17 protein-coding genes are annotated in these 21,134 nt (G+C 74.2%); 4 read left to right on the top strand and 13 right to left on the bottom strand.

All coding sequences use genetic code 11. The features are described from left to right. Window position 1 precedes the first annotated feature (1 nt). A complete protein-coding gene (locus ACPC54_RS23195) occupies window positions 2–1,774 on the bottom strand; it encodes an ABC transporter ATP-binding protein (protein ID WP_498967300.1) in 1,773 nt (590 codons plus the stop codon). Between the two features lie 103 nt (window positions 1,775–1,877). After that, window positions 1,878–3,647 (bottom strand): ABC transporter transmembrane domain-containing protein, encoded by a 1,770-nt coding sequence (locus ACPC54_RS23190; protein ID WP_498967299.1) that lies wholly within the window; start codon window positions 3,645–3,647, stop codon window positions 1,878–1,880. Window positions 3,648–4,115: 468 nt separating this feature from the next. Here ACPC54_RS23190 and ACPC54_RS23185 point away from each other — a divergent pair, with 468 nt between their 5' ends. Next, window positions 4,116–4,982, top strand: a complete 867-nt coding sequence (locus ACPC54_RS23185; protein ID WP_498967297.1) for an aldo/keto reductase — start codon at window positions 4,116–4,118, stop codon at window positions 4,980–4,982. Between the two features lie 240 nt (window positions 4,983–5,222). On the opposite strand, the gene ACPC54_RS23180 is transcribed toward ACPC54_RS23185, so the two are convergent. Next, the gene (locus tag ACPC54_RS23180) at window positions 5,223–6,089 is read right to left on the bottom strand and encodes a MarR family winged helix-turn-helix transcriptional regulator (protein WP_498967294.1); all 867 of its coding nucleotides are present in this window, start codon (window positions 6,087–6,089) and stop codon (window positions 5,223–5,225) included. Between the two features lie 406 nt (window positions 6,090–6,495). Here ACPC54_RS23180 and fabG point away from each other — a divergent pair, with 406 nt between their 5' ends. Together fabG and ACPC54_RS23170 are read left to right on the top strand one after the other, a co-directional pair. Further along, window positions 6,496–7,263, top strand: a complete 768-nt coding sequence (gene fabG, locus ACPC54_RS23175) for a 3-oxoacyl-ACP reductase FabG (RefSeq protein WP_498967293.1) — start codon at window positions 6,496–6,498, stop codon at window positions 7,261–7,263. A gap of 243 nt (window positions 7,264–7,506) precedes the next feature. Continuing rightward, the gene (locus tag ACPC54_RS23170) at window positions 7,507–8,373 is read left to right on the top strand and encodes a phosphatase PAP2 family protein (protein ID WP_498967291.1); all 867 of its coding nucleotides are present in this window, start codon (window positions 7,507–7,509) and stop codon (window positions 8,371–8,373) included. A 37-nt stretch (window positions 8,374–8,410) separates the two neighbouring features. On the opposite strand, the gene ACPC54_RS23165 is transcribed toward ACPC54_RS23170, so the two are convergent. After that, on the bottom strand, window positions 8,411–8,590 hold the full coding sequence (locus tag ACPC54_RS23165) for a proteinase inhibitor I78 (RefSeq protein ID WP_498967290.1): 180 nt from the start codon (window positions 8,588–8,590) through the stop codon (window positions 8,411–8,413). 78 nt (window positions 8,591–8,668) lie between these two features. On the opposite strand from ACPC54_RS23165, the gene ACPC54_RS23160 reads away from it, so the two are divergent. Then, a complete protein-coding gene (locus ACPC54_RS23160; protein WP_498967289.1) occupies window positions 8,669–8,944 on the top strand; it encodes a DUF6343 family protein in 276 nt (91 codons plus the stop codon). A 73-nt stretch (window positions 8,945–9,017) separates the two neighbouring features. Here ACPC54_RS23160 and ACPC54_RS23155 read toward each other — a convergent pair whose 3' ends face one another. The 9 genes from ACPC54_RS23155 to hpnC form a co-directional block, all read right to left on the bottom strand. Further along, window positions 9,018–10,421 (bottom strand): aspartate aminotransferase family protein, encoded by a 1,404-nt coding sequence (locus ACPC54_RS23155; protein ID WP_498967287.1) that lies wholly within the window; start codon window positions 10,419–10,421, stop codon window positions 9,018–9,020. After that, the gene (gene dxs / locus ACPC54_RS23150; protein WP_498967286.1) at window positions 10,411–12,321 is read right to left on the bottom strand and encodes a 1-deoxy-D-xylulose-5-phosphate synthase; all 1,911 of its coding nucleotides are present in this window, start codon (window positions 12,319–12,321) and stop codon (window positions 10,411–10,413) included. The genes ACPC54_RS23155 and dxs overlap by 11 nt, the downstream gene beginning before the upstream one ends. 98 nt (window positions 12,322–12,419) lie before the next feature. After that, entirely contained in the window at window positions 12,420–13,448 is a 1,029-nt protein-coding gene (gene hpnH / locus ACPC54_RS23145) for an adenosyl-hopene transferase HpnH (protein WP_498967285.1), read from the bottom strand. Between the two features lie 2 nt (window positions 13,449–13,450). Further along, window positions 13,451–14,131: a 5'-methylthioadenosine/S-adenosylhomocysteine nucleosidase family protein gene (locus tag ACPC54_RS23140; protein ID WP_498967283.1), complete on the bottom strand. Its 681-nt coding sequence runs from the start codon at window positions 14,129–14,131 to the stop codon at window positions 13,451–13,453. Beyond that, complete coding sequence (shc, locus tag ACPC54_RS23135; protein WP_498967282.1) at window positions 14,128–16,209, bottom strand: squalene--hopene cyclase; 2,082 nt, start codon at window positions 16,207–16,209, stop codon at window positions 14,128–14,130. Before shc ends, ACPC54_RS23140 begins: the two co-directional genes overlap by 4 nt. 7 nt (window positions 16,210–16,216) lie before the next feature. Further along, the gene (locus tag ACPC54_RS23130; protein WP_498967280.1) at window positions 16,217–17,305 is read right to left on the bottom strand and encodes a polyprenyl synthetase family protein; all 1,089 of its coding nucleotides are present in this window, start codon (window positions 17,303–17,305) and stop codon (window positions 16,217–16,219) included. 224 nt (window positions 17,306–17,529) lie between these two features. Next, window positions 17,530–18,963, bottom strand: a complete 1,434-nt coding sequence (gene hpnE / locus ACPC54_RS23125) for a hydroxysqualene dehydroxylase HpnE (protein WP_498967278.1) — start codon at window positions 18,961–18,963, stop codon at window positions 17,530–17,532. A 154-nt stretch (window positions 18,964–19,117) separates the two neighbouring features. Further along, window positions 19,118–19,975, bottom strand: coding sequence for a presqualene diphosphate synthase HpnD (gene hpnD, locus ACPC54_RS23120; protein ID WP_498967575.1), 858 nt, complete (start codon window positions 19,973–19,975; stop codon window positions 19,118–19,120). 41 nt (window positions 19,976–20,016) lie between these two features. Continuing rightward, window positions 20,017–20,982 (bottom strand): squalene synthase HpnC, encoded by a 966-nt coding sequence (gene hpnC / locus ACPC54_RS23115; protein ID WP_498967276.1) that lies wholly within the window; start codon window positions 20,980–20,982, stop codon window positions 20,017–20,019. Between the last annotated feature and the right edge of the window lie 152 nt (window positions 20,983–21,134).

Raw genomic sequence — 21,134 nt, 5'->3', positions numbered from 1 at the left:
GTCAGCGTTCGTCCCGCCACGAACGCCACAGCGCCGCGTACGGGCCGCCGGCCGCGACCAGCTCGGGGTGGCTGCCGTACTCGCTGATCCGCCCGCCCTCGACCACCGCGATCACGTCCGCGTCGTGCGCGGTGTGCAGCCGGTGCGCGATCGCGATGACGGTGCGGCCCTCCAGCACCCGGGACAGCGAGCGCTCCAGGTGCCGGGCGGCGCGCGGGTCCAGCAGCGAGGTGGCCTCGTCCAGCACCAGGGTGTGCGGATCGGCCAGCACCAGCCGGGCCAGGGCCAGTTGCTGGGCCTGCGGCGGGGTCAGCGCGGCGCCGCCGGAGCCGACCTCGGTGTCCAGGCCCTCGGGCAGCGCGTCCACCCAGCCCCCGGCGTCCACCGCGTCCAGCGCGGCCCGCAGCTCGGTGTCGTCCGCGGCGGGCGCGGCCAGGCGCAGGTTGTCCCGCAGGGTGCCGACGAAGACGTGGTGCTCCTGGTTCACCAGGGCCACCTCGGCCCGCACCCGCTCGGCCGGCATCCGGGAGAGCGCCGCGCCGCCCAGGGTGACGCTGCCCCGGCCGGGGGCGTAGATCCCGGCCAGCAGCCGCCCGAGGGTCGACTTGCCCGCCCCGGACGGCCCGACCAGCGCGACCCGGCTGCCCGGGGCGACGTCCAGGCTGATCCCGTGCAGCACGTCGGCGCCCTCGCGGTAGCCGAAGCGGACGTCCCGGGCCTCGACCCGGCGGCCGTCCGGACGGGCCGACTCGTCCCCCTCGTGCTCCGGCACCTCGCGCACGCCCACCAGCCGGGCCAGCGAGGCCTGGCCGATCTGCAGCTCGTCGTACCAGCGCAGGATCAGGTCGACCGGGCCGGTCAGCTGCTGCGCGTACAGCACGCCGGCGGTCAGCTGGCCCACGGTGATCCAGCCCCGGAGCGTGAACAGCCCGCCCAGCAGCAGCGTGGCGAGCACCGCGGAGGCGTACACCGCGTCGACGGTCGGGAACCAGACCGAGCGCAGCCACAGCGTGTACCGCTCCCAGGCCAGCCACTCGCCCAGCTTGCGGTCCGTCAGCCGGATCCGCTGCTCGCCCAGCCGCAGCGCCTCGACCGTCCGCCCGGCGTCCACCGTCTCGGCCAGCACATTGCTCACCGCGGCGTACCCGGCCGACTCGTTGCGGTACGACTGCGGCGCCCGCCGGAAGTACCAGCGGGAGCTGACCAGCAGCAGCGGCAACCCGACCAGCGAGGTGAGCGCGAGCAGCGGCGAGGTGACCAGCAGCGCGCCGAACACCAGCAGCAACGACACGACGGCGACGGCGAGTTCGGGCACCGCCTCGCGGATGGACTTGTCCAGCCGGTCGACGTCGGTGGTGCCCCGGGACACCAGGTCGCCGGTACCGGCCCGCTCCAGCACGCCGGTGGGCAGCGCCACCGAGCGGACCAGGAAGTCCTCGCGCAGGTCGGCCAGCACCCGCTCGCCCAGCACGGCCCCGCGCATCCGGGACCAGCCGGTGAAGGCGGACTGCACCAGCAGCGCCAGCAGGTACCAGCCGACCGCCACCGCGATGGTGCCCTCGGCGGTGCCGGTGGCCAGCGACTCGACCAGGCTGCCGAGCACCCAGGGGCCGACCAGGCCCGCCAGGGTGGCCACCGAGTGCAGCGCGACCACCGCCGAGAAGCCGCCCCGGTGGCGTCTGGCGAGCAGCCGCAGGTAGGCGCGCACGGTCGCCGGGGAGCCGACCGGCAGGGTGGTAACCGGCCCCTGCTCCTGGTGGACGGGGGGCTTCATGACGTGCTCCTCGGGTGCGTTCGGGAATGGACGGTCGGACGGCCGACTGGCGGACGACGGACGGCCGGACGGCGGACGGGCGGGTTCACCGTGCTCCCCCGGTTCACACCGCCTCCCCGACCGGCTGCGCCTCGTCGCGGGTGACGACGGCCCGGTAGGCGGGCTCCGCCCGCATCAGCTCGCGGTGCCGGCCCGCCGCGACGGCCCGGCCGTCGCGCAGCAGCACCACCCGGTCGGCCCGGTCGAGCAGCAGCGGGCTGGTCGCGAACACCACGGTGGTGCGCCCGGCCCGCAGGCCCTGCAGGCCGGCGGCGATCCGCTCCTCGGTGTGCGCGTCCACCGCGCTGGTGGGCTCGTCCAGGACGAGCACCGGCGGGTCGGCCAGCAGCGCGCGGGCCAGCGCGAGCCGCTGGCGCTGGCCGCCGGACAGCGAGCGCCCGCGCTCGGTGATCCGGGCGCGCATGGCGTCGCCGCCGCAGTCCGGCGCGCCGTCGACCAGGGCGTCCAGGACGTCCTCGCAGCGGGCGGCGGCCAGCGCCTCGGACGCCGGCACCCGCCCGGCGCCGGGGACGTCGAACAGCTCGGCCAGGGTGCCCGAGAGCAGCACCGGATCCTTGTCGTGCACCAGCACCGCCGCCCTGGCCTCGGCCAGCGGCACCGCGTCCAGCGCCGTCCCGCCGAGCCGGACGGAGGGGTGCGCCGATTCGCCCTCGGCGAGCGGGACGTGCCCGCCCAGTCGCTCGGCGAGCGCCCCGGCGAAGTCCGGGTCGCCGCACACCACGGCGGTCAACTCGCCGGCGCGCGCGGTGAGTCCGGTCGCCGGGTCGTGCAGGTCGGCCTTCCCGGGGCGGGTCAGCGCGGCCCGGGCCGCCCCGCTGGTGCGGCTCAGCGAGAGCACCCGGACGGCCCGGCCGGCCGAGACCCGGGCGACGCTCCAGGCGTGCGCCGCCTCGCCCAGGATCCGCAGCGGCGCCGCCAGGAAGGCGGTGGCGCCGTAGACCGCGATCAGGGTGCCCACGGCCAGCTCCCCGGAGGCGGCCAGCCGGGCGCCGTACCAGGTGACGCCGACCACGAACAGGCCGGGCAGCAGCACTTCCTGAGTCTGCATCAGCGAGGAGATCCGGGCCGAGCGGACGGCCGCGGCGCGGACCTGCTGGGAGGCGGCCCGGTACCGCTCCAGGAACAGTTCCTCACCGCCGATGCCGCGCAGCACCCGCAGCCCGGCCACGGTGTCGGCGGCCAGCTCGGTGGCCTTGCCGCCGAGTTCGCGCTGCCGCTCGTAGCGCCGCTCGAACGGGCCGATCAGCGGCCACACCGAGGCCGCCAGCACCGGCACGCCGAGCAGCACGCCGATCCCGAGCACCGGCTCGGTCAGCAGCGCCGCCGTACTGACGGCGAGCCAGACCAGCACGGAGGCCCTTACCCGGGCGAGCAGTTCGACGTACCAGCCGATCCGCTCCACGTCCCCGCTGCCGACCGCGACCACCTCGCCGGTCGCGATCCGGCGGGACAGCCCGGCGCCCAGCCGCGAGGCCTGCCGGGCCACCAACTGCCGCACCTGGGTGGCCGCGTGGATCCAGTTCCAGACGGCCTGACGGTGCAGCAGCACGGTGCCCAGCGCGGCGGTGGCGGCCAGCAGCACGGCGAGGCCGCCGGCCCGCCAGATCCCGGCCTCGTCGCCGTCGACGGCGGCCTGCACGCCGTACCCGAGCGCCACCGGCAGGGCGGCCTGACCGCCCATCTCCACCAGCGCCCAGCAGGTGGCGAGCACCTGCCCGCGCCGCTGGCCGCGGCCGAGCCAGCGCAGGAAGGCGGTGGGTGAGGTCAGATCGGGACTGCCGGGATCGGCCAGCGGCAGTGGGGTGAGCGGCATGACACTCCGATGCGGAAGGGCGCGGGGGAACGCGGCGGTGCGAGGGTGCGGGGGTACGGAGGTACCGGCAGGGGAACGGACGCACGGGGCCCGGCCGCGAGGCGCGGGCGGGCGGCCCGACTGCACGGTGACGTCGCAAGCGGCGCCGGAACGACGGCGTCAGCCCGCCGGGAGCAGGGCGCCGCACGACGGCGGACAAGGGAAGGGCACGAAGGGCCCGGATCTCAGGAGGCCATGACCGCGAGCCTGCCAACCGAAATGTGATCCGCGCAACAGGTTTTTCCGCCCCGGCCGGGCGCACTCCGGGCGCGCCCCCGCCGCACGCCCCGGCGCGCCCCCGGGGGTCACCCCCGGAACCACCACCGTCCGATTCGCCCCGAAGTTCCCCCGAACGGCGGGAACAATCCCGCCCGGGCACCGGTTGCCCCCACTGAAACCACCCGTACGACCGGAAGGCACCGCGTCCCCGTGAGCACCATCCCCAGCGTCACCCTCAACGACGGCGCCCGGATCCCGCAGCTCGGTTTCGGCGTCTGGCAGGTCCCGGACGCCGAGGCCACCACCGCCGTCCGCTCCGCGATCGAGGCGGGCTACCGCTCCATCGACACCGCGGCCGTGTACGAGAACGAGACCGGCACCGGCCGGGCGATCACCGAGGCGCTGGCGAGCGGCGCCGTCGCCCGCGAGGACCTGTACGTCACCACCAAGCTGTGGAACTCGGGCACCCGCGACTGGTCCGGCGAGCAGGGCCGCGACGCCGTGCTGCGCGAGTTCGACGCCTCGCTGGCCAAGCTGGGCCTCGACTACGTCGACCTCTACCTGATCCACTGGCCGCGCCCGATGCACGGCAGCTTCCTCAACATCTGGAAGGCCTTCGAGCAGCTGAAGGCGGACGGCCGGGTCAAGTCGGTCGGCGTCTCCAACTTCGGCCCCGAGCAGCTGACCCGCCTGCTGGCCGAGTCCTCGGTCGCCCCGGTGCTGAACCAGGTCGAGCTGCACCCGTACTTCCCGCAGACCGAGCTGCGCGCCTTCCACGCCGAGCACGACATCGCCACCGAGGCGTGGAGCCCGCTGGGCCAGGGCGGCGAACTGCTGGCCGAGCCGGCGCTGGTGAAGATCGCCGAGAAGCACGGCCGCACGGTGGCCCAGGTGGTGCTGCGCTGGCACCTGCAGAGCGGTGTGATCGCCATCCCGAAGTCCGTCACGCCGTCCCGCATCCGGGAGAACCTGGACGTGGCCGGCTTCGAGCTGGACGCCGAGGACCTCGCGGCGATCGCCGGCGTCGCCACCGGCAAGCGGATCGGTCCGGACCCGCAGGGCTTCGACTGGAACTGACGGAGCACCGGGCGGCCGCGGCCCGGGGAGCACCCCGTGGCGGCGCCGTCCGGCGCCCCTGACGCCACGTCGCGTCCGGAGTGACCGAAGGACCGCCGGCCCCCAGACGGGGGCCGGCGGTCCTTCACGCGTCACGGGCGCCTCACGGCACCCGACGACACCTCACCGCACGCGACGCACGCCGAAGCCTTCCGACCGACCGTTGGCGAATCGTTTTGGCGGTGATGTGTGCGGCTTCGACTACAGCCTGGCCGCCTTGCAGATGAGCGCGAGCGCGGCCTCGTGCTCCTCCTCGCCCAGCGGGGCGAGCAGCAGCCGCTGGACCTCGGCCACGCCGGCCGCGGACCGGTGCAGCAGGTCCTGCCCCGCCGGTGAGAGCGAGAGCAGGTTGCGCCGCCCGTCCGAGGGGTCGCGCCGGCGCTGCACCAGACCGCGGCGCACCAGCCGGCTGACCATCTCGGCCATGGTGGCCTTGTCCAGCGAGGCCAGCTCGCCGACCGTGCGCTGGTCCGCGCCCGGCTCCAGCTCCAGCGCGTCCAGCACCGCGTACTGCGGCGCCGTCAGCTCCGAGCCGACGTGCTCGGACCAGAGCTTGGTGTGCACCTGCTGGCCGACCCTGATCAGGTAGCCGATCGCCCGCTGGGCGTCCAGTATCGGCCGCGCGTCGGTCATGACGGCGACCGCCGCGGGCTCCAGCCTGGCTATCTTGGCCATCACCCGGACGATCTCGACCTGCTCCTCCGCCGTCAGCGGCTCGAACAGGACGCGCTGCACACGGACCACGCCGCCGGTGGCCTCGCGCACCGCCTGGGCCCCGCTCTGCGAGAGAGCGAGCAACTTGCGCCGGCCGTCGGCCGGGTCGCGCCTTCGCAGCACCAGGCCGCGGCGGACCAGCCGCGCGACCATCTCGGCCATCGTCGCCTTGTCCAGCGAGGCTCGCTCGCCGACCGTCCGCTGGTCCGCGCCCGGTTCCAGGGCGAGCACCAGCAGAACGGCGAACTGCGGAGCCGTGAGATCGGCTCCGACGTGTTCGGACCACAGCCGGGTGTGAACCTGCTGCGCAACACGAATGAGGTGTCCGGGCGACTGCTGCAGTCGCGCGGACACGCGGGTTGTCGGGATCTCCCCCAGCACCATGTATCCGTCCCGATGTCACACCCGGTGTGTGTGGGACACCCGGGTGGGGCAGTTACGGCGAGTGGGCGTCCAGCTATGAGGGAGGGCGCTCCAGCCGTGCAGCCGGTGGCTGCTGGCGGACACTATACAAACGGCAGGCCCTTGCTGGCAGGCAGGGGCGGATAGTAGACGCAGGTTCGGCAACATTGGCATATTTACGCGCTGCGACCCGCTTGCAGTAACCCGGATTCAGCAGAAAGCCGACCGGTCGGTCCTTACCGACCGTCACCTGCGGCTCTCCCACCCTGGCCGCGCCCCCTACCCGCCGGTAGGGTGTGGCCACCCTCTCCGGGGGCGCTCCCCCGGAGGCAACCCCCGAGAGAGACGAGTTGTGGGCATGACCGAGCAGAGCACCGCCCCCCGGGTCGCCGTCGTCACCGGCGCCGCCCGCGGCCTGGGCGCCGCCACCGCCCTCCGGCTGGCCGAGGACGGCTACGCGGTGGCCGTCCTGGACCTGGACGAGGCCGCCGGCAAGGACACCGTCGACCGGATCACCGCCGCCGGCGGCCGGGCCCTGGCCGTCGGCGCCGACGTCTCGGACGCCGAGCAGGTGCAGGCCGCCGTCGACCGCGTGGCCGCCGAGCTGGGCGCCCCGGTCGTCCTGGTCAACAACGCCGGCGTCCTGCGCGACAACCTGCTCTTCAAGATGTCGGAGTCGGACTGGGACACGGTCATGAACGTGCACCTGCGCGGCGCCTTCCTGATGACCCGGGCGGTGCAGAAGCACATGGTGGACGCCGGTTTCGGGCGGATCGTCAACCTGTCCTCCTCGTCGGCCCAGGGCAACCGCGGCCAGGCCAACTACTCGGCCGCCAAGGCCGGCCTGCAGGGCTTCACCAAGACTTTGGCCATCGAGCTGGGCAAGTTCGGGATCACCGCCAACGCGGTCGCCCCCGGCTTCATCGCCACGGACATGACGGCGGCCACCGCGGCCCGCGTCGGCATGGACTTCGAGGCCTTCCAGCACGCCGCAGCCTCTCAGATCCCGGTCCAGCGGGTCGGTCAGCCTGAGGATGTCGCCCACACCATCTCGTTCCTCGCCAGCGAGGGTGCCGGCTTCGTGTCCGGTCAGGTGATCTACGTCGCGGGCGGCCCCCTCGACTGAGCCCGTCCCGCGCACGGAACCTACACAGGGTGACCACGGGGCGGGGAGCCGGCCGGGCCGGCTCCCCGCCCCTTTTCCTTTACCGGGACTTTTGCGGAATCATTCGAAGACAACACTGGTACTCGCTCGAATAATCGAGGAAATCGCCCGCCCGACCGCACCCGATCGACCTGTTTGTCGATTTCCCGGGAAAATGACAATTCCCCCCGGAATGACCCTTCCCGAATGGGTAAGGTCACCTCCGTGGCAGTCAGAAGTACCCACGTCCCGTTTCAGCGGCGCGGACCGGAACACCGCACCTCCCCCCGACTCGAACCCCGGGCCGAACTCCTGGCCGAACCCCGACCCGAACCCCTGGCCGCACTCCGGACCGGACTCCGGACCGGACTCCGGCCCGCCGACCGTGCCGCCCGCACCCACCACCCGCCCGGCCCCGACTGCCGCGAGCCCGCCTGGCCGCCGCTGAGCCGCCGCCGGGCCGCCCTGCTCCTGGCCACCTGCGCCGTCTACCTGCTGGTGCTGGCCGGGGTGCTGCTCAACACCGAGCTGGTCGACCTCGACTGGTCGGTCCGGCTGCTGCGGCCGTACGAGCGCTGGCCCCGGCTGGAGCCGCTGCTCGACACCTGGGTGGTGGCCGGCCAGCGCGGCCCCTCCGCGATCGCCGCCTTCGTCTGGCTCGCCTGGCGCGCCCACCGGCTCGGCCGGGTGCGCCCGCTGCTGGTGATGGCGGTGGCCCTGCTGCTGCTCAACGTCACGGTCGGCGCGGTCAAGATCGTCACCGGCCGGCTCGGCCCGCACTACGCCCAGTACGTCGGCTCCCCCGAACTGTTCTCCGGCGGGACCATCTTCCCCTCCGGCCACACCGCCAACGCCGTGGTCACCTGGGGCGTGCTCGCCTACCTGGCCGTCCGCTGGCGGCGCACCGGCGCGGTGATCGCCGCCGCCACCGCCTGCTCGATCGGCCTCACCACGGTCTACCTCGGCACCCACTGGGTCACCGACGTGCTGGCCGGCTGGGCCGCCGGCCTGCTGGTGCTACTGTCGCTGCCGCTGCTGGAGCCGCTGGTCGCCGCCGCCGAACGGCGGCTGGCCCACCGCTTCGGCCGCTGAGGACCGCCGGACCACCGGACCACCGGGACTACGGCGGCTACCCCTCCCAGCCGCGCTCGACCACGCCGCCGCTCACCACCAGGTTGAGCCGCCCCTCGCGGAACTCCATGGTGATCCGGTCCTGCGGCCCCAGCTCCCGCACCGCCGCCCAGCCGTCCCGCTCGGCCGCCTCCCGGGCCCGCTCGATCCTCATCCCCACGTACCGCTCGGCCTCCACCGGACCTCCCCCTGCCCCGCTGCTCGGACGTACGCTGGGAGGGTAGCCCGCACCCGCGCGGCCCGGAGGTGAACGGCCATGCGCACCACCACCCCGCGGCGGCGGTGGCGCAGCGGCACCGAGCCCGCCACCGCCCGCAGCGACCTCAAGCTGCGCTTCCTGCTCTCGCTCACCTTCACCCCGCTGTTCGCGCTGGCGACGCTGGGCTTCGCGCTCTGGGCGGCCGCCTCCCCCGCCTTCGGCGCCCCGAGCCGGGGCACCCTGATCGGTTTCGCGGTGGCCTGCGGGTTGCTCACCCTGTTCGCCGCCGTGGACCTCGTGGTGGTCGTCCGCCGGCGCCGGACCGAGCTCTGACGCGGTGTCTCCCCAGAACAGGTAGTTCAACGGAGTGGGAAGTCGGCCCGGCCGACTTCCCACTCCGCGCAGCTCACGTCCGGTTGCCGAGCGACTGCTTGACCAGCGTCCGCCCGAAGTCCCACATCAGCCCGCTGCCCCGGTGGGCGTCGTCCATGATGTCGGTGAAGGCGTCCATGAACCGGTCCACGTCCCGCTCGGTGATGATCAGCGGCGGGATCAGCTTGATCACCTCCAGGTGGTCCCCGGACACCTGGGTGAGGATGCGGTGCCGCTGCAGCAGCGGCACGACGACCATCTGCGCGAACAGCCCCTTGCGCGCCGCCTGCAGCGCCGTCCAACCGGTGCGCAGCTTGAGCGACTTGGGCCGGCCGAACTCGATGCCGATCATCAGCCCGCGCCCGCGCACCTCGGCCAGCAGCTCGTACCGGTCGACCAGCGCGGCCAGCCGTTCGCGGAACTGGTCGCCGACCTTGCGGGCGTTGTCCACCACCTGCTCGTCCTCCAGCACCCGCAGCGTCGCCAACCCGGCCGCCATCGCCTGGTTGTTGGAGCCGAAACTGGTCGAGTGCACCAGCACCCGGTCCATCGAGGAGTACACCTTCTCGAAGATCCAGCCCTTGCCCAGCGTCGCCCCGATCGGCACGTACCCGCCGGAGAGCGCCTTGGCGGCGCACACCAGGTCGGGCAGCACGCCGTCCTCGTGCTGATAGGCGAAGAACTCGCCGGTGCGCCCGATCCCGGTCTGCACCTCGTCGCAGATCAGCAGCGCCTTGTGCTCGTGCAGCAGGGCCTGGGCGGCGCGCAGCCAGCCGGGCGGCGGCGCGAGCACGCCCTTGCCCTGGATCGGCTCGACGATCAGGGCCGCGACGTCGCCGCGCTTGAGCTCCTTGGCCAGTGCCCCGATGTCGCCGAGCGGGATGGCGGTGTCCGGCAGCAGCGGGTCGAAACCCTTGCGGAAGCCGTTCTCCCCGTTGACGGACAGCGAGCCGGTGGTCAGCCCGTGGAAGGCGTGGTCGGCGTACAGGATCCGCTTGCGCCCGGTGGCGTACCGGGCGAACTTGAGCGCCGTCTCGACGGCCTCGGTGCCGCTGTTGCCGAAGAACACCCGGTCGAGCCCGGGCGCGTACGACAGCAGCCGCTCGGCCAGCAGCCCGGCCAGCGGCGAGCAGTCGAAGCGGACGAGGTCCGGCAGGTCCAGGTCCATCACCTGCTGGATGGCCGAGCGCACCACCGGGTGGTGGCGGCCGAGCGCGAAGATGCCGAAGCCGGCCAGCATGTCGAGGTACTCGTGGCCCTCGGCGTCGTAGAAGTACGGGCCCTTGGCGCGCTCGTAGTACTTGTCGAAGCCGATGGTGTGCAGCATCCGCGACAGCTGCGGGTTGACGTAGCGGCTGTTCAACTCGTAGCGCTCGCCGCCGCGTTCGGCGAGCAGCTGGGCGAGGTCGAAGGCGGGGCGGTCGGGTTCAGCCGGCATGGCGCGGGTTCGCTCCTCGGGTCGGCAGCAGGTTCTTGGCGAAGACGGCGGTCTGGGCCGCGACCCCGGTGCCGGTCAGGCCGGCCTCCTCCAGGATCTCGCCGCGCGAGGCGTGCACCAGGAACTCCTGCGGCAGGCCGAGCACCCGCGCGGGCACGTCCACGTCGGCGTCGCGCAGCGCCTGGGCGACGGCCGAACCGACGCCGCCGGTGCGGCCGTTGTCCTCGACGGTGACCACCAGCCGGTGGGCGGCGGCGAGTTCGGCCAGCGCCGGGTCGACGGGCTTGACCCAGCGCGGGTCGACGACGGTCGCGGTGAAGCCCTCGGCCAGCAGCAGCCGGGCGGCGTCCAGGCAGGCCGGCGCGGTGGTGCCGACCGCGACCAGCAGGATCTCCGGCAGCGGGCCGGTGCGCAGCAGCACGTCCACGCCGCCGATCCGCCCGATCGCGGGGACGGCGGGCCCGACTGTGCCCTTGGGGAAGCGGATCACGGTGGGCGCGTGGTCGACGGCGACGGCCTCGCGCAGCTGGGCGCGCAGCTGGTCGGCGTCGCGCGGGGCGGCGAGCCGCAGGCCGGGGACGACCTGGAGGATCGACATGTCCCACATGCCGTGGTGCGAGGCGCCGTCCGGCCCGGTGACGCCGGAGCGGTCGAGCACGAAGGTGACGCCCAGCCGGTGCAGGGCGACGTCCATCAGCACCTGGTCGAAGGCCCGGTTGAGGAAGGTCGCGTAGACGGCCACGACCGGGTGCAGGCCGCCGGTGGCCAGGCCGGCCGCGCTGGTGACGGCGTGCTGCTCGGCGATGCCGACGTCGAAGGTCCGCGTCGGGAAGGCCTTGGCGAACGGCGCCAGCCCGACCGGCTGCAGCATGGCGGCGGTGATCGCGACCAGGTCCGGCCGCTCGTCGCCGAGCGCCAGCAGCTCCTCGCCGAACACCGAGGTCCAGGAGACGCCGGCGCTGGGCGAGATCGGCAGGCAGGTGTACGGGTCGATCGGGTTGACGGCGTGGAAGCGGTCGGCCTCGTCCTGTTCGGCGGGCCGGTAGCCGCGCCCCTTGACGGTGAGGCAGTGCACGATGACGGGGCCGCCGAAGCCCCGGGCCTGCCGCAGCGCCTGCTCGACGGCGGCCAGGTCGTGGCCGTCGATCGGCCCGAGGTACTTGAGGCCGAGGTCCTCGAACATGCCCTGCGGGGCGAAGGCGTCCTTGAACCCCTTCTTGGCGCCGTGCAGCGCGTCGAAGATCGGCTGGCCGACCAACGGGGTGCGCTGCAGCGCCTCCTTGCCGAGGGCGAGGAAGCGCTCGTAGCCCTGGGTGGTGCGCAGCGTGGCGAGGTGGTTGGCGAGGCCGCCGATGGTTCTGGCGTAGGAGCGCTCGTTGTCGTTGACGACGATGACCAGCGGCCGGTCGCGGGCTTCGGCGATGTTGTTGAGCGCCTCCCAGGCGAGGCCGCCGGTGAGCGCGCCGTCGCCGATCACCGCGACGGTGTGCCGGTCGTGCTGGCCGAGCAGTTGGGCGGCCTTGGCGAGGCCGTCCGCGTAGGAGAGGGCGGTGGAGGCGTGGGAGTTCTCCACCAGGTCGTGTTCGGACTCGGCCCGCGAGGGGTAGCCGGACAGGCCGCCCTTCATCCGCAGCTTGGTGAAGTCCTGGCGGCCGGTGAGCAGTTTGTGGACGTAGCTCTGGTGGCCGGTGTCGAAGACGATCCGGTCGTACGGCGAGTCGAAGACCCGGTGCAGGGCGATGGTCAGTTCCACCACGCCGAGGTTGGGGCCGAGGTGGCCGCCGGTGCGGGTCACGGCGTCGATCAGGAAGTCGCGGATCTCGTCCGCGAGCAGCGGGAGTTCGGCCGCGGGGAGCTTGCGCAGCTCGGCCGGGGACGTGACGCGGGAGAGCAGTGACATGGGTACACCTCACGACGGTCGGCGGTGCGGTGGTGCCTGTGCCCGGTGGGGCGGGGCCGGCCCGGGCGCGCGGCCCGGGCCGGACGACGGCTCGGCGCTCAGTGCCCGCGGTTGGCGCCCACGGTCTCGGTGATGGCGCGCAGCGACTGCTGGAGCGAGCCCATGGTGGCGAGGACGGCGGTCGGCTCGTAGCCGCAGTGCGCCATGCAGTTCTCGCAGCGCGGGTCCTTGCCGCGGCCGTACTTGCTCCAGTCGGTCTTCTCGACCAGCTCGCGGTAGGTCGGCACGTAGCCGTCCGCCATCAGGTAGCAGGGCCGTTGCCAGCCGAACAGCGAGTAGTTGGGGATGCCCCAGGGGGTGCACTCGAAGTCGGCCTTGCCCTCCAGGAAGTCGAGGAACAGCGGGCTGTGGTTGAGGCGCCAGCGCTTGCGGTTGCCGCCGGCGAAGGCTTTGCGGAACAGCTCGCGGGTCTGCTCGACGCCGAGGAAGTGCTCCTGGTCGGGGGCCTTCTCGTAGGCGTAGGCCGGGGAGATCATCATCTCGTCGACCTTCAGCTCGTCGTTGAGGTAGTCCAGCACCTCGATGACGGTCTGCGGGGTGTCGGTGTTGAAGAAGGTGCTGTTGGTGGTGACCCGGAAGCCGCGCCGCTTGGCCTCCTTGATCGCGGCCACCGCCTCGTCGAAGACGCCCTCCTTGGCCACCGACTCGTCGTGCCGCTCGCGCAGGCCGTCGATGTGCACCGCGAAGCTGAGGTACGGCGAGGGCCGGAACTTGTCGATCTTCTTGCGCAGCAGCAGCGCGTTGGTGCAGAGGAAGACGTACTTGCGGCGCTCGACGAGCTGGCGGACGATCTCGTCGATCTGCGGGTGCATCAGCGGCTCGCCGCCCGCGATCGAGACCATCGGCGCACCCGATTCCAGGACCGCGCCCACCGCCTGAGCCACCGGCATCCGCTGCTTCAGCACACCGGCCGGGTGCTGGATCTTGCCGCAGCCCTCGCAGGCGAGGTTGCAGGCGAACAGCGGTTCCAGCTCGACGATCAGCGGGAACTTGTCCCGTCGCTTGAGCAGCTTCTGCTGCATGAGGTAGGTGCCGACCCGCACGGTCTGGCGCAACGGCATGGCCATGGCTAGCTCGCCTCCTGGGGGAGCGTCGAGGATGTGGGGTGGTTCAGGTCCGCGGGGCGCGGGGCGCACTGCTGCCGGTACCAGTCGGCCAGGGCGGGCACCGTGGCCCGCAGTGTCCGCCAGGCCCGCACCCCGGCCGGGAGGGTGCCGGGCCGCAGCAGTTCGCGCTCGGGGGTGTCGACCACCACCCGCAGGACGGCCGCGGGCAGCGCCGGGCGCACCTCGCGCAGCGCGGCCAGCACGCCGGCGGCCTCCATGTCGACGGCGAGCGCGCCCTGCAGGTGCAGGGCCCGCCGCTCCAGGCCGCGCACCACGTGGTCGGCGGTGTGGTGCACCCCGGTGTGCACGGTCAGCCCGTACCCCTTGAGCGCCCGGGTGAGGCCGGTGCCGGAGTCGACGGAGTAAAGATGGCCCTCGGCGTCGCGCACGCCGTCCGCGGCCACGACGTCCCCGGGGCGCACGCCCGGGCCGACCGCGGCGCCGAAGCCGGCCACCACGAGTGCGCCGTACCCGCCCGGGACGGAGCCGAGCAGCCGGCGCACGGTCAGCGCGGCGCGGCGCCGGCCGACGCCGGTGCGCACCAGCACCGGCGGCCCGCCGGGCGAGTCGCGCCAGTCCCCGCCGCGCAGGGCCCAGACCTCGGGGCCCAGCGCGCAGAGCACCAGCAGGGGGGCGGTGGTCACCGCGCCGTCCCGTTCGCCGGGGCGGCCGGGTGGTCGAGTCCGCCGGGGCCGCCGTGCAGGTAGCGGCCGAGCGCGGTGACCGGGAAGACCAGCCGGTACAGGTGGTAGTTGATGGAGAAGTCCCAGGGGAAGCCGGTGCCGGTGAACTGCGGTTCGTCCCAGGTGCCTTCGGGCAGCTGGGTGCGCACCAGCCAGGCCACGCCGCGCTCGACCGCCGGGTTGGCCCGGCCCTGCGGGCCCTCCCCGGCCGCGAGCAGCGCCATCAGCGCCCAGGCGGTCTGCGAGGCGGTGGAGTCGCCGCGCCCGGCCCAGCGCGCCGGGTCCTCGTAGGAGCGCATGTCCTCGCCCCAGCCGCCGTCCGGGTTCTGCCGGTCCTCCAGCCAGCGCACCGCCCGGCGCACGGCCGGGTGCTCGGCCGGGACGCCGGCCGCGGCCAGGGCGGGCAGCACCGAGCCCGTGCCGTAGATGTAGTTGGTGCCCCAGCGGCCGAACCAGGAGCCGTCCTCCTCCTGGTTGCGCAGCAGCCACTCGATGCCGCGCCGGGTGCTCGGGTCGTGGGCCCGGCCGGTCTCGGCGAGCATCTCGACGACGTGGGCGGTGACGTCGGCGGACGGCGGGTCGACGACCTCGCCGAAGTCGCAGAACGGCAGCCGGTTCGGCAGCTTGCTGGTGTTGTCGACGTCGAAGGCGCCCCAGGCGCCGTTCTTGGACTGCATGCCGAGGTTCCAGCGCACGCCCCGGTCGACGGCCGCCTCGATCTTGGCCGGATCGGGGTGGCCGACCCGGCGCAGCGCCAGCACCACCTCGGCGGTGTCGTCGATGTCGGGGTAGGTGTCGTTCTCGAACTCGAAGGCCCAGCCGCCGGCCGGGAGCCCGGGCCGCCGGACGGCCCAGTCGCCACGGGTGGTGATCTCCTCGTCGAGCATCCAGTCGGCGGCGGCGACCAGCGCCGGGTGGTCGGCCGGCAGTCCGGCGTCGACCAGCGCGATGGCGGCCAGGCAGGTGTCCCACACCGGGGACTGGCAGGCCTCCATCCAGCGCTTGCCGTCCTCGGTGTGCACGGTGAACCGGTCGAAGGAGGCGAGCCCGGCCCGCATCACCGGGTGCTCCAGCTCGTAGCCCTCCAGGTGCAGGGCGATCAGCGAGTAGACGGCGGGCGGCTGGATGCCGCCCCAGCAGCCGTCCGCCTCCTGCCGCTCGACGATCCAGCGGCAGGCCTGGGAGACGGCGAGCCGGCGCAGCGGGCGGAAGGCGTGGCGGTGGTAGGCGTGCAGCACCTTGTCCAGGCGTTCGAAGACGCCGTCCCAGCTGTTGGCGGGGGCGAGCGGCCGGTCGGGATAGGGGTCGGCCGGGTCGGTGTGCAGCTCGGTCAGCGGGAAGGGCGCCGGCCGGACGGGCCGGTGGGCCGAGACGACGGTCAGCGGGACGATGGTCTGGCGGGCCCAGCAGCCGAAGGCGTAGATGTTCAGCGGCAGCCACCGGGGCAGGAAGATGATCTCGGGCGGCATCTCGGGCAGTCGGGCCCAGGGCCACCAGCCGAACAGTGCGAGCCAGATCCGGGTGAACACCCGGGCGGCGGCGATGCCCCCGCGGGAGCGGACGAAGTGCGCGGCGGCCAGCATGTGCGGGGCGTTCGGGTCGTCCCCGGCGAGCTTGAGGGCGACGTAGGCCTCGACGGTGGTGGAGAGTTCCGGCGGGCCGCCGTGGAAGGTCGCCCAGGTGCCGTCGTCCCGCTGCTGGGAGCGGATCCACTCGGCGGAGGCCTTGGTCTGCTCCTCGGTCCGGATCCCGAGGAACTGCCGGAGCAGTAAGTCCTCCGCGTCCATCGTGACGTTGGTCTCCAGGTCCCCCTTCCACCATCCCTCGGAGGACTGCAGGGAGAGCAGGTGGGCGGTGGCGCGGGCCAGGGCCTCCCGCGCGTCGGCCGGTCCGAGGTCCGCCTCGCCCGCCGGGCGCGGCCGGTCGGCCTCCTCGGGCTGCCACCGACCGGTGCCCAGCAGGGCCGCCGGCCGGTCGCCCACCGCGACCGGCTCGGAATCGTACTCAGGGTCGAGCCGGCCGTCCGCGGTTGCTGTCAACGTAACGTCACCTCTCTCGTACCACCACGAATTCGGCGAGTGCGACGAAGTGCTCGCGCACCTCGTCGGTCATGGGCACCTCGTCCAGGGCGGCGAGGGCAGTCGTGTGCTGGCGGCGGGCCTCCTCCTGGGTCCAGGCCCGGCCGCCGGCCTGCTCGATCAGCGCGGCGCGGGCGGCGAGCTCGGCCTCGCTCTCCTCGCCGCGGCCCTTCGGGTCGGCCAGTTCCCCGGCGAGCCGGCGGGAGGCCGGGCCGCCCTCGGCCAGCGCGGCGGCGACCGGCAGGGACTTCTTGCGCTGGCGCAGGTCGCCCCAGTGCGGCTTGCCGGTGACCTCGGTGGCGCCCCAGATCCCGAGCAGGTCGTCCACCGCCTGGAAGGCCAGGCCCAGGTGGTGGCCGTAGCGCTGGAGCGCGTCGGAGACCTCGTCGTCGGCCCCGGCCAGGACGGCGCCGATCGCGGAGGCGGCGGCCAGCAGCGCGGCGGTCTTGCCGCCCTCCATCTCCAGGCACTCCGCGACGGTGACGCTGTCGCGCTGCTCGAAGGAGACGTCCATGGCCTGGCCGTCGATCAGGCGGCGGGTCGCCGTGGTGAGCAGCCGGACGGCGCGCGCGGCGTCGGTGGGGCTCGCGCCGCCGGTCACCGCGGCGTCGAGCAGCACCTCCGTGCCGAGCGTCGCCAGTGCGTCGCCGACCAGGATCGCCTGGGCCGGACCGAAGACCGTCCAGGCGGTGGCCCGGTGCCGGCGGGTCTCGTCACCGTCCATCAGATCATCATGGAGCAGGGAAAAGTTGTGCACCAGTTCAACGGCGACGCCGCCCGGCACCCCCACCTCGGCGCTCGCGCCGGCCGCCCGGGCGGACAGCAGCGCCAGCGCCGGGCGCACCGCCTTGCCGCCGTCCCCCTCCACCGGGGTGCCGTCGCGGTCGATCCAGCCGAAGTGGTAGGCCGCGACGGTGTCCATCGGTGCGGCCAAACGGGCGACGGCGGCCCGCAGCGGCGGGTTGCACAGCGTGCGGCTGCGGGCGAGCAGCTCCGGCACCGAGACCGGTTCGGCCTGTGCCGTTCCCGATGCGGTGAAGCTGGTGCGTGACTCCACGTGCGTTCCCTCTCCTTCGTCATGCCGACCCCCCCGGGGCGGCTGGAATCCAGCGCTGTCGGTACGGCTGGCGTCGGTGCGGATGCGGTCGGTCCGGATGCGGTCGGTCCGGATCGTGCCGGTGCGGACGGCGTCGGTACGGCCGGTGTCGGCGCCGTCCGCGCCGCTGCGGTCGGTCGGGGCGTGCCCGTGGGATCTGACGGGGTCCCCGGCGGTGGGGCCCGTCACCGGGGCCACCTCCCGTCGCCGCGGTCCACCGGGGGCCGGGCGCCCGCCGCCGTCAGGGCCGCGTCGGCGGCGGCGTGGCCGCTGCGCACCGCGCCCTCCATGGTCGCGGGCCAGCCGGTGGCCGTCCACGCGCCGGCCAGCAGCAGCCCGGGGACGGCGGTGCGGGCGCCCGGGCGCAGCGCCGCGCTGCCCGGGGCCGGGTCGAAGGTGGCGGTGCGCTCGCGGGTGACGAAGAAGTCCAGCACCTCGGCACCGGCCGCGGCGGGCAGCAGCCGGGCCAGCTCGGGCAGGTAGCGGCGGCGCAGCTCGGCCACCGGCAGGTCGATCTCGTCCTGGACGGCGGACTGCGACAGCGCCAGGTACTGGGCGCCGGGGTGGGCCCGGCCCAGGTCGGTGCCGGCCAGGCCGGAGTGGGCGGTGCGGTCGAAGACCCACTGCACGGGCGAGCCGAGCGCGGCGAAGAACGGCCGGCGGAGCACCCGGCGGTCGTAGACCACGTGCACGTTGAGGATCGGCGCGGTGCCGAAGCCGGCCAGCCGCTCCTGCCCGGGGACGGCGTCCGGCGGCAGCAGGGCCGCCGCGGTGTCCTGGGCGCCGGCCAGCACCACGGTGTCGGCGGCGAGCAGCTCGCCGTCCTCCAGGCGCACGGCGTGCTGGGGGGCGCCGGGCTTGAGCTCCGCGACCCGGGCACGCAGCCGTACCGTCACGCCGGCACGTTCGAGCTCGGCGAGCGCCCGGTCGTGGTGGATGGCGCCGAGCGGGACGGCGGCGATGCCGATGTCGGAGGCGCCGGGGTCGGAGAGCAGGCCGGTCTTGAACACCATCGCGGCGAGCGCCAGCGACACCTGGTCGGCCCGGGCGTTCAGGGTGGCCACGCCGACCAGGTCCCACAGGGCGGCGGTGGTCGCGGCGTTCTGCCCGTTGCGGCGCAGCCACTCGCCGAAGGAGAGCTCGTCCAGCGCCGGGTCGGCGAGGTCCAGGCCCCACAGGGCGAGCGCGCCGCGCACCACCCGGGCCCGGTCGGCCGGGGCGAGGTGCGGGTAGCCGGCCAGGCTGCCGGCCAGGTGCAGCGGGACGGGCAGGGCGGCCCGGCGCAGCCGGCCGAGGGTGCGCACCGGCGCGTCGGCGGGCCCGGCGACGGACAGCACGGGGATGTCCAGCCGGTCCTGCAGGTGGGTGAGGCGGGCGGCGCCGAGCCGGTCCAGCAGGCCGCGGTAGGCGGTGCAGCAGCGCAGGTAGACGTGCTGGCCGTTGTCGACGGTCAGCTCGCCGCGCTGGAAGGAGAAGGCCAGGCCGCCGAGCCGGGGCCGGCCCTCCAGGAGGGTGACCCGCTGCCCGGCCTCGGCCAGCCGCAGCGCGGCGGTGATCCCGGCCAGGCCGCCGCCGACCACGACGACGGCCGGGCGCGCGGCATCGGCTCGCCCGGTCATCGGCCCTCCCCCTCGAAGTCGGCGGACCGCCCGGCGGCGGTCGCGGTGGTCGGCACGCGCCCGGTCGGCACGCGCCTCGTCGGCGCTGTGGTGAACAAGGGTCTACCCGGATGTGATTCCCCGCTGACACAGCGTGACAGAACTCCGGTGAGAATCAAGAACGCCCCCCGGCGAGCCCGGAAAGCGCCACGTACGCCTTCTCCCAGCCCGGCAGCGAGACCCGGCCGCGCAGCACCGACTCGGGGTCGGCGGCGATCCGGCCGAGCAGCCGGTGGTAGATGCCGGCCATCGCGGCGGTGCAGGCGCGGCTGCGGCGGTCGAGCATCGGCAGCAGTCGCAGGCCCTCCTCGAAGGCGGCCTGGGCGCGGGCGGCCTCGAAGGCGACCAGCCCGGCGAAGTCGGCGCCGGCCGGCGGCCGGGGCGTCGCGAAGCCCTGCTCGCAGCCGAACCGGGCGAGGTCCTCGGCGGGCAGGTAGGTGCGGCCGTTCAGGGCGTCCTCGCGCAGGTCGCGCAGGATGTTGGTGAGCTGCAGCGCGAGGCCCAGGGTGTCGGCGTAGTGCGCCCCGCGCTCGGGGTCGTCGCAGCCGTAGACGCCGAGCGAGAGCCGGCCGACGGCGCCGGCCACGCAGCGGCAGTAGACCTTCAGCTCCTCGTAGGTCTGGTACTCGGCGCCCTTGAGGTCCATCTCGACGCCGTCGATCAGCTCGTCGAAGCCGCCGAGCGGGATCGGGAAGCGCCGGGCGGCGTCGGCCAGGGCGACCTTGATCGGGTCGGTGTCGTCCTCGGCGACCACCCCGGAGCGGACCTCGCCGATCAGCTCCCGGGTGCGCAGCAGCGCCTCGGCCTTGCGGTCGGCCGGGAGGTCGCCGTCGCCGATGTCGTCCACCCGGCGGGCCAGCGCGTAGAGGGCGGACATGGCCAGCCGTTTGGGCTCCGGCAGCAGGCGGATGCCGTAGCTGAAGTTGCGCGCCTGCAGCCCGGTCACCGCCTCGCAGTACCGGTATGCCGCCATGACCTGGGCCGAGGCCAGTGGTGATGCCGCCACTCGGGCGTTCACCTTCCCTTCGCGAAGATGGCCGCCGCCTTCGCTGCGAGGCGGCGCTTGTCCGGCTTCGCCTGCCGGGCGAGCACGTCGTACCCGGCGTCCTCGACGGCCGCCAGGGCCGCGTAGCCGCCTGCGGTGAATCCCGCCAGGAGCAGTCGAAGCCTCCCCCGAACCGTACCTACCAATGGTGCGCCCCGATCGAGCAGGGTGCGGGCCCGTTCGGTCTCGAAGGCGATCAGCTCCCGCACCGCCCCGTTCGCGGCGGGCGCGGCGAGGTCGGCCTCGGTCACGCCGAAGCGGACCAGGTCCTCGGCGGGCAGGTAGATCCGGCCGCGGGCCAGGTCCTCGGCCACGTCCTGGAGGTGTTCGACCAGCTGGAGGGCGGTGCAGACGGCATCGGACAGCGCGATCCGCTCGGGGGTGGAGACGCCCGCGATGGCCAGCACCAGGCGGCCGACCGGGTCGGCGGAGAGGGTGCAGTAGCCGACCAGGTCGTCGTAGGTCGGGTAGCGGGCGGTGGTCTGGTCCACCCGGTTGGCCTCGATCAGACGGCGGAACGGCTCGGGGGTGAGCGCGTGCTTGCCGACCAGCGGGACGAGCGCGCGCAGCAGCGGGTGGCGGGGCGGTTCGGCGTCCTCCGGCCGCAGGGCTGCCTCGAACACCCGGTCGAGGTCGCGCTCCAGCCCGTCCAGCAGGGCGAGCCGGAACGCGGTCTCGGCGGGGACGGGCGGGCCGGGCTGGGCCGAAGGGGTGACGGGGGGCACCGCCTCGACGCCGAGCAGGGCGGCGATGGCGGCCGGGTCGGCGAGGTCGCCGTCGCCCGCGTCGTCGACCAGCCGGGCGAAGCCGTAGACGGCCATCAGGTCGGCGCGCCACGCGGCGGGCAGGAAGAAGGGGGCGACCGGGAAGTTCTCCGCACCCGCCTTCTCCAGGGTCTGGCCCGTGGAGGGGTTCGCCGAGGGGTCTCTGGGCATGGCCGAAGCCGACACTGCTGTCACTCCCCCGTTCTACACCGCTCGACGACGCCGGCCTGACTCGGACACGCGTCCGAACGCGGGCGTCACCTCCGGCACACCACCCCCGCGCCTACCAGCCTCGCACCACCGGGCGCGCCGGAGAAGAGCGC

This window comes from Kitasatospora sp. NPDC094028, from assembly GCF_049543595.1.
GTDB lineage: Bacteria > Actinomycetota > Actinomycetes > Streptomycetales > Streptomycetaceae > Kitasatospora.
The sequence above is the reverse complement of the archived record's forward strand: the minus strand, read 5'-3'. Positions and strand labels throughout refer to the sequence as shown.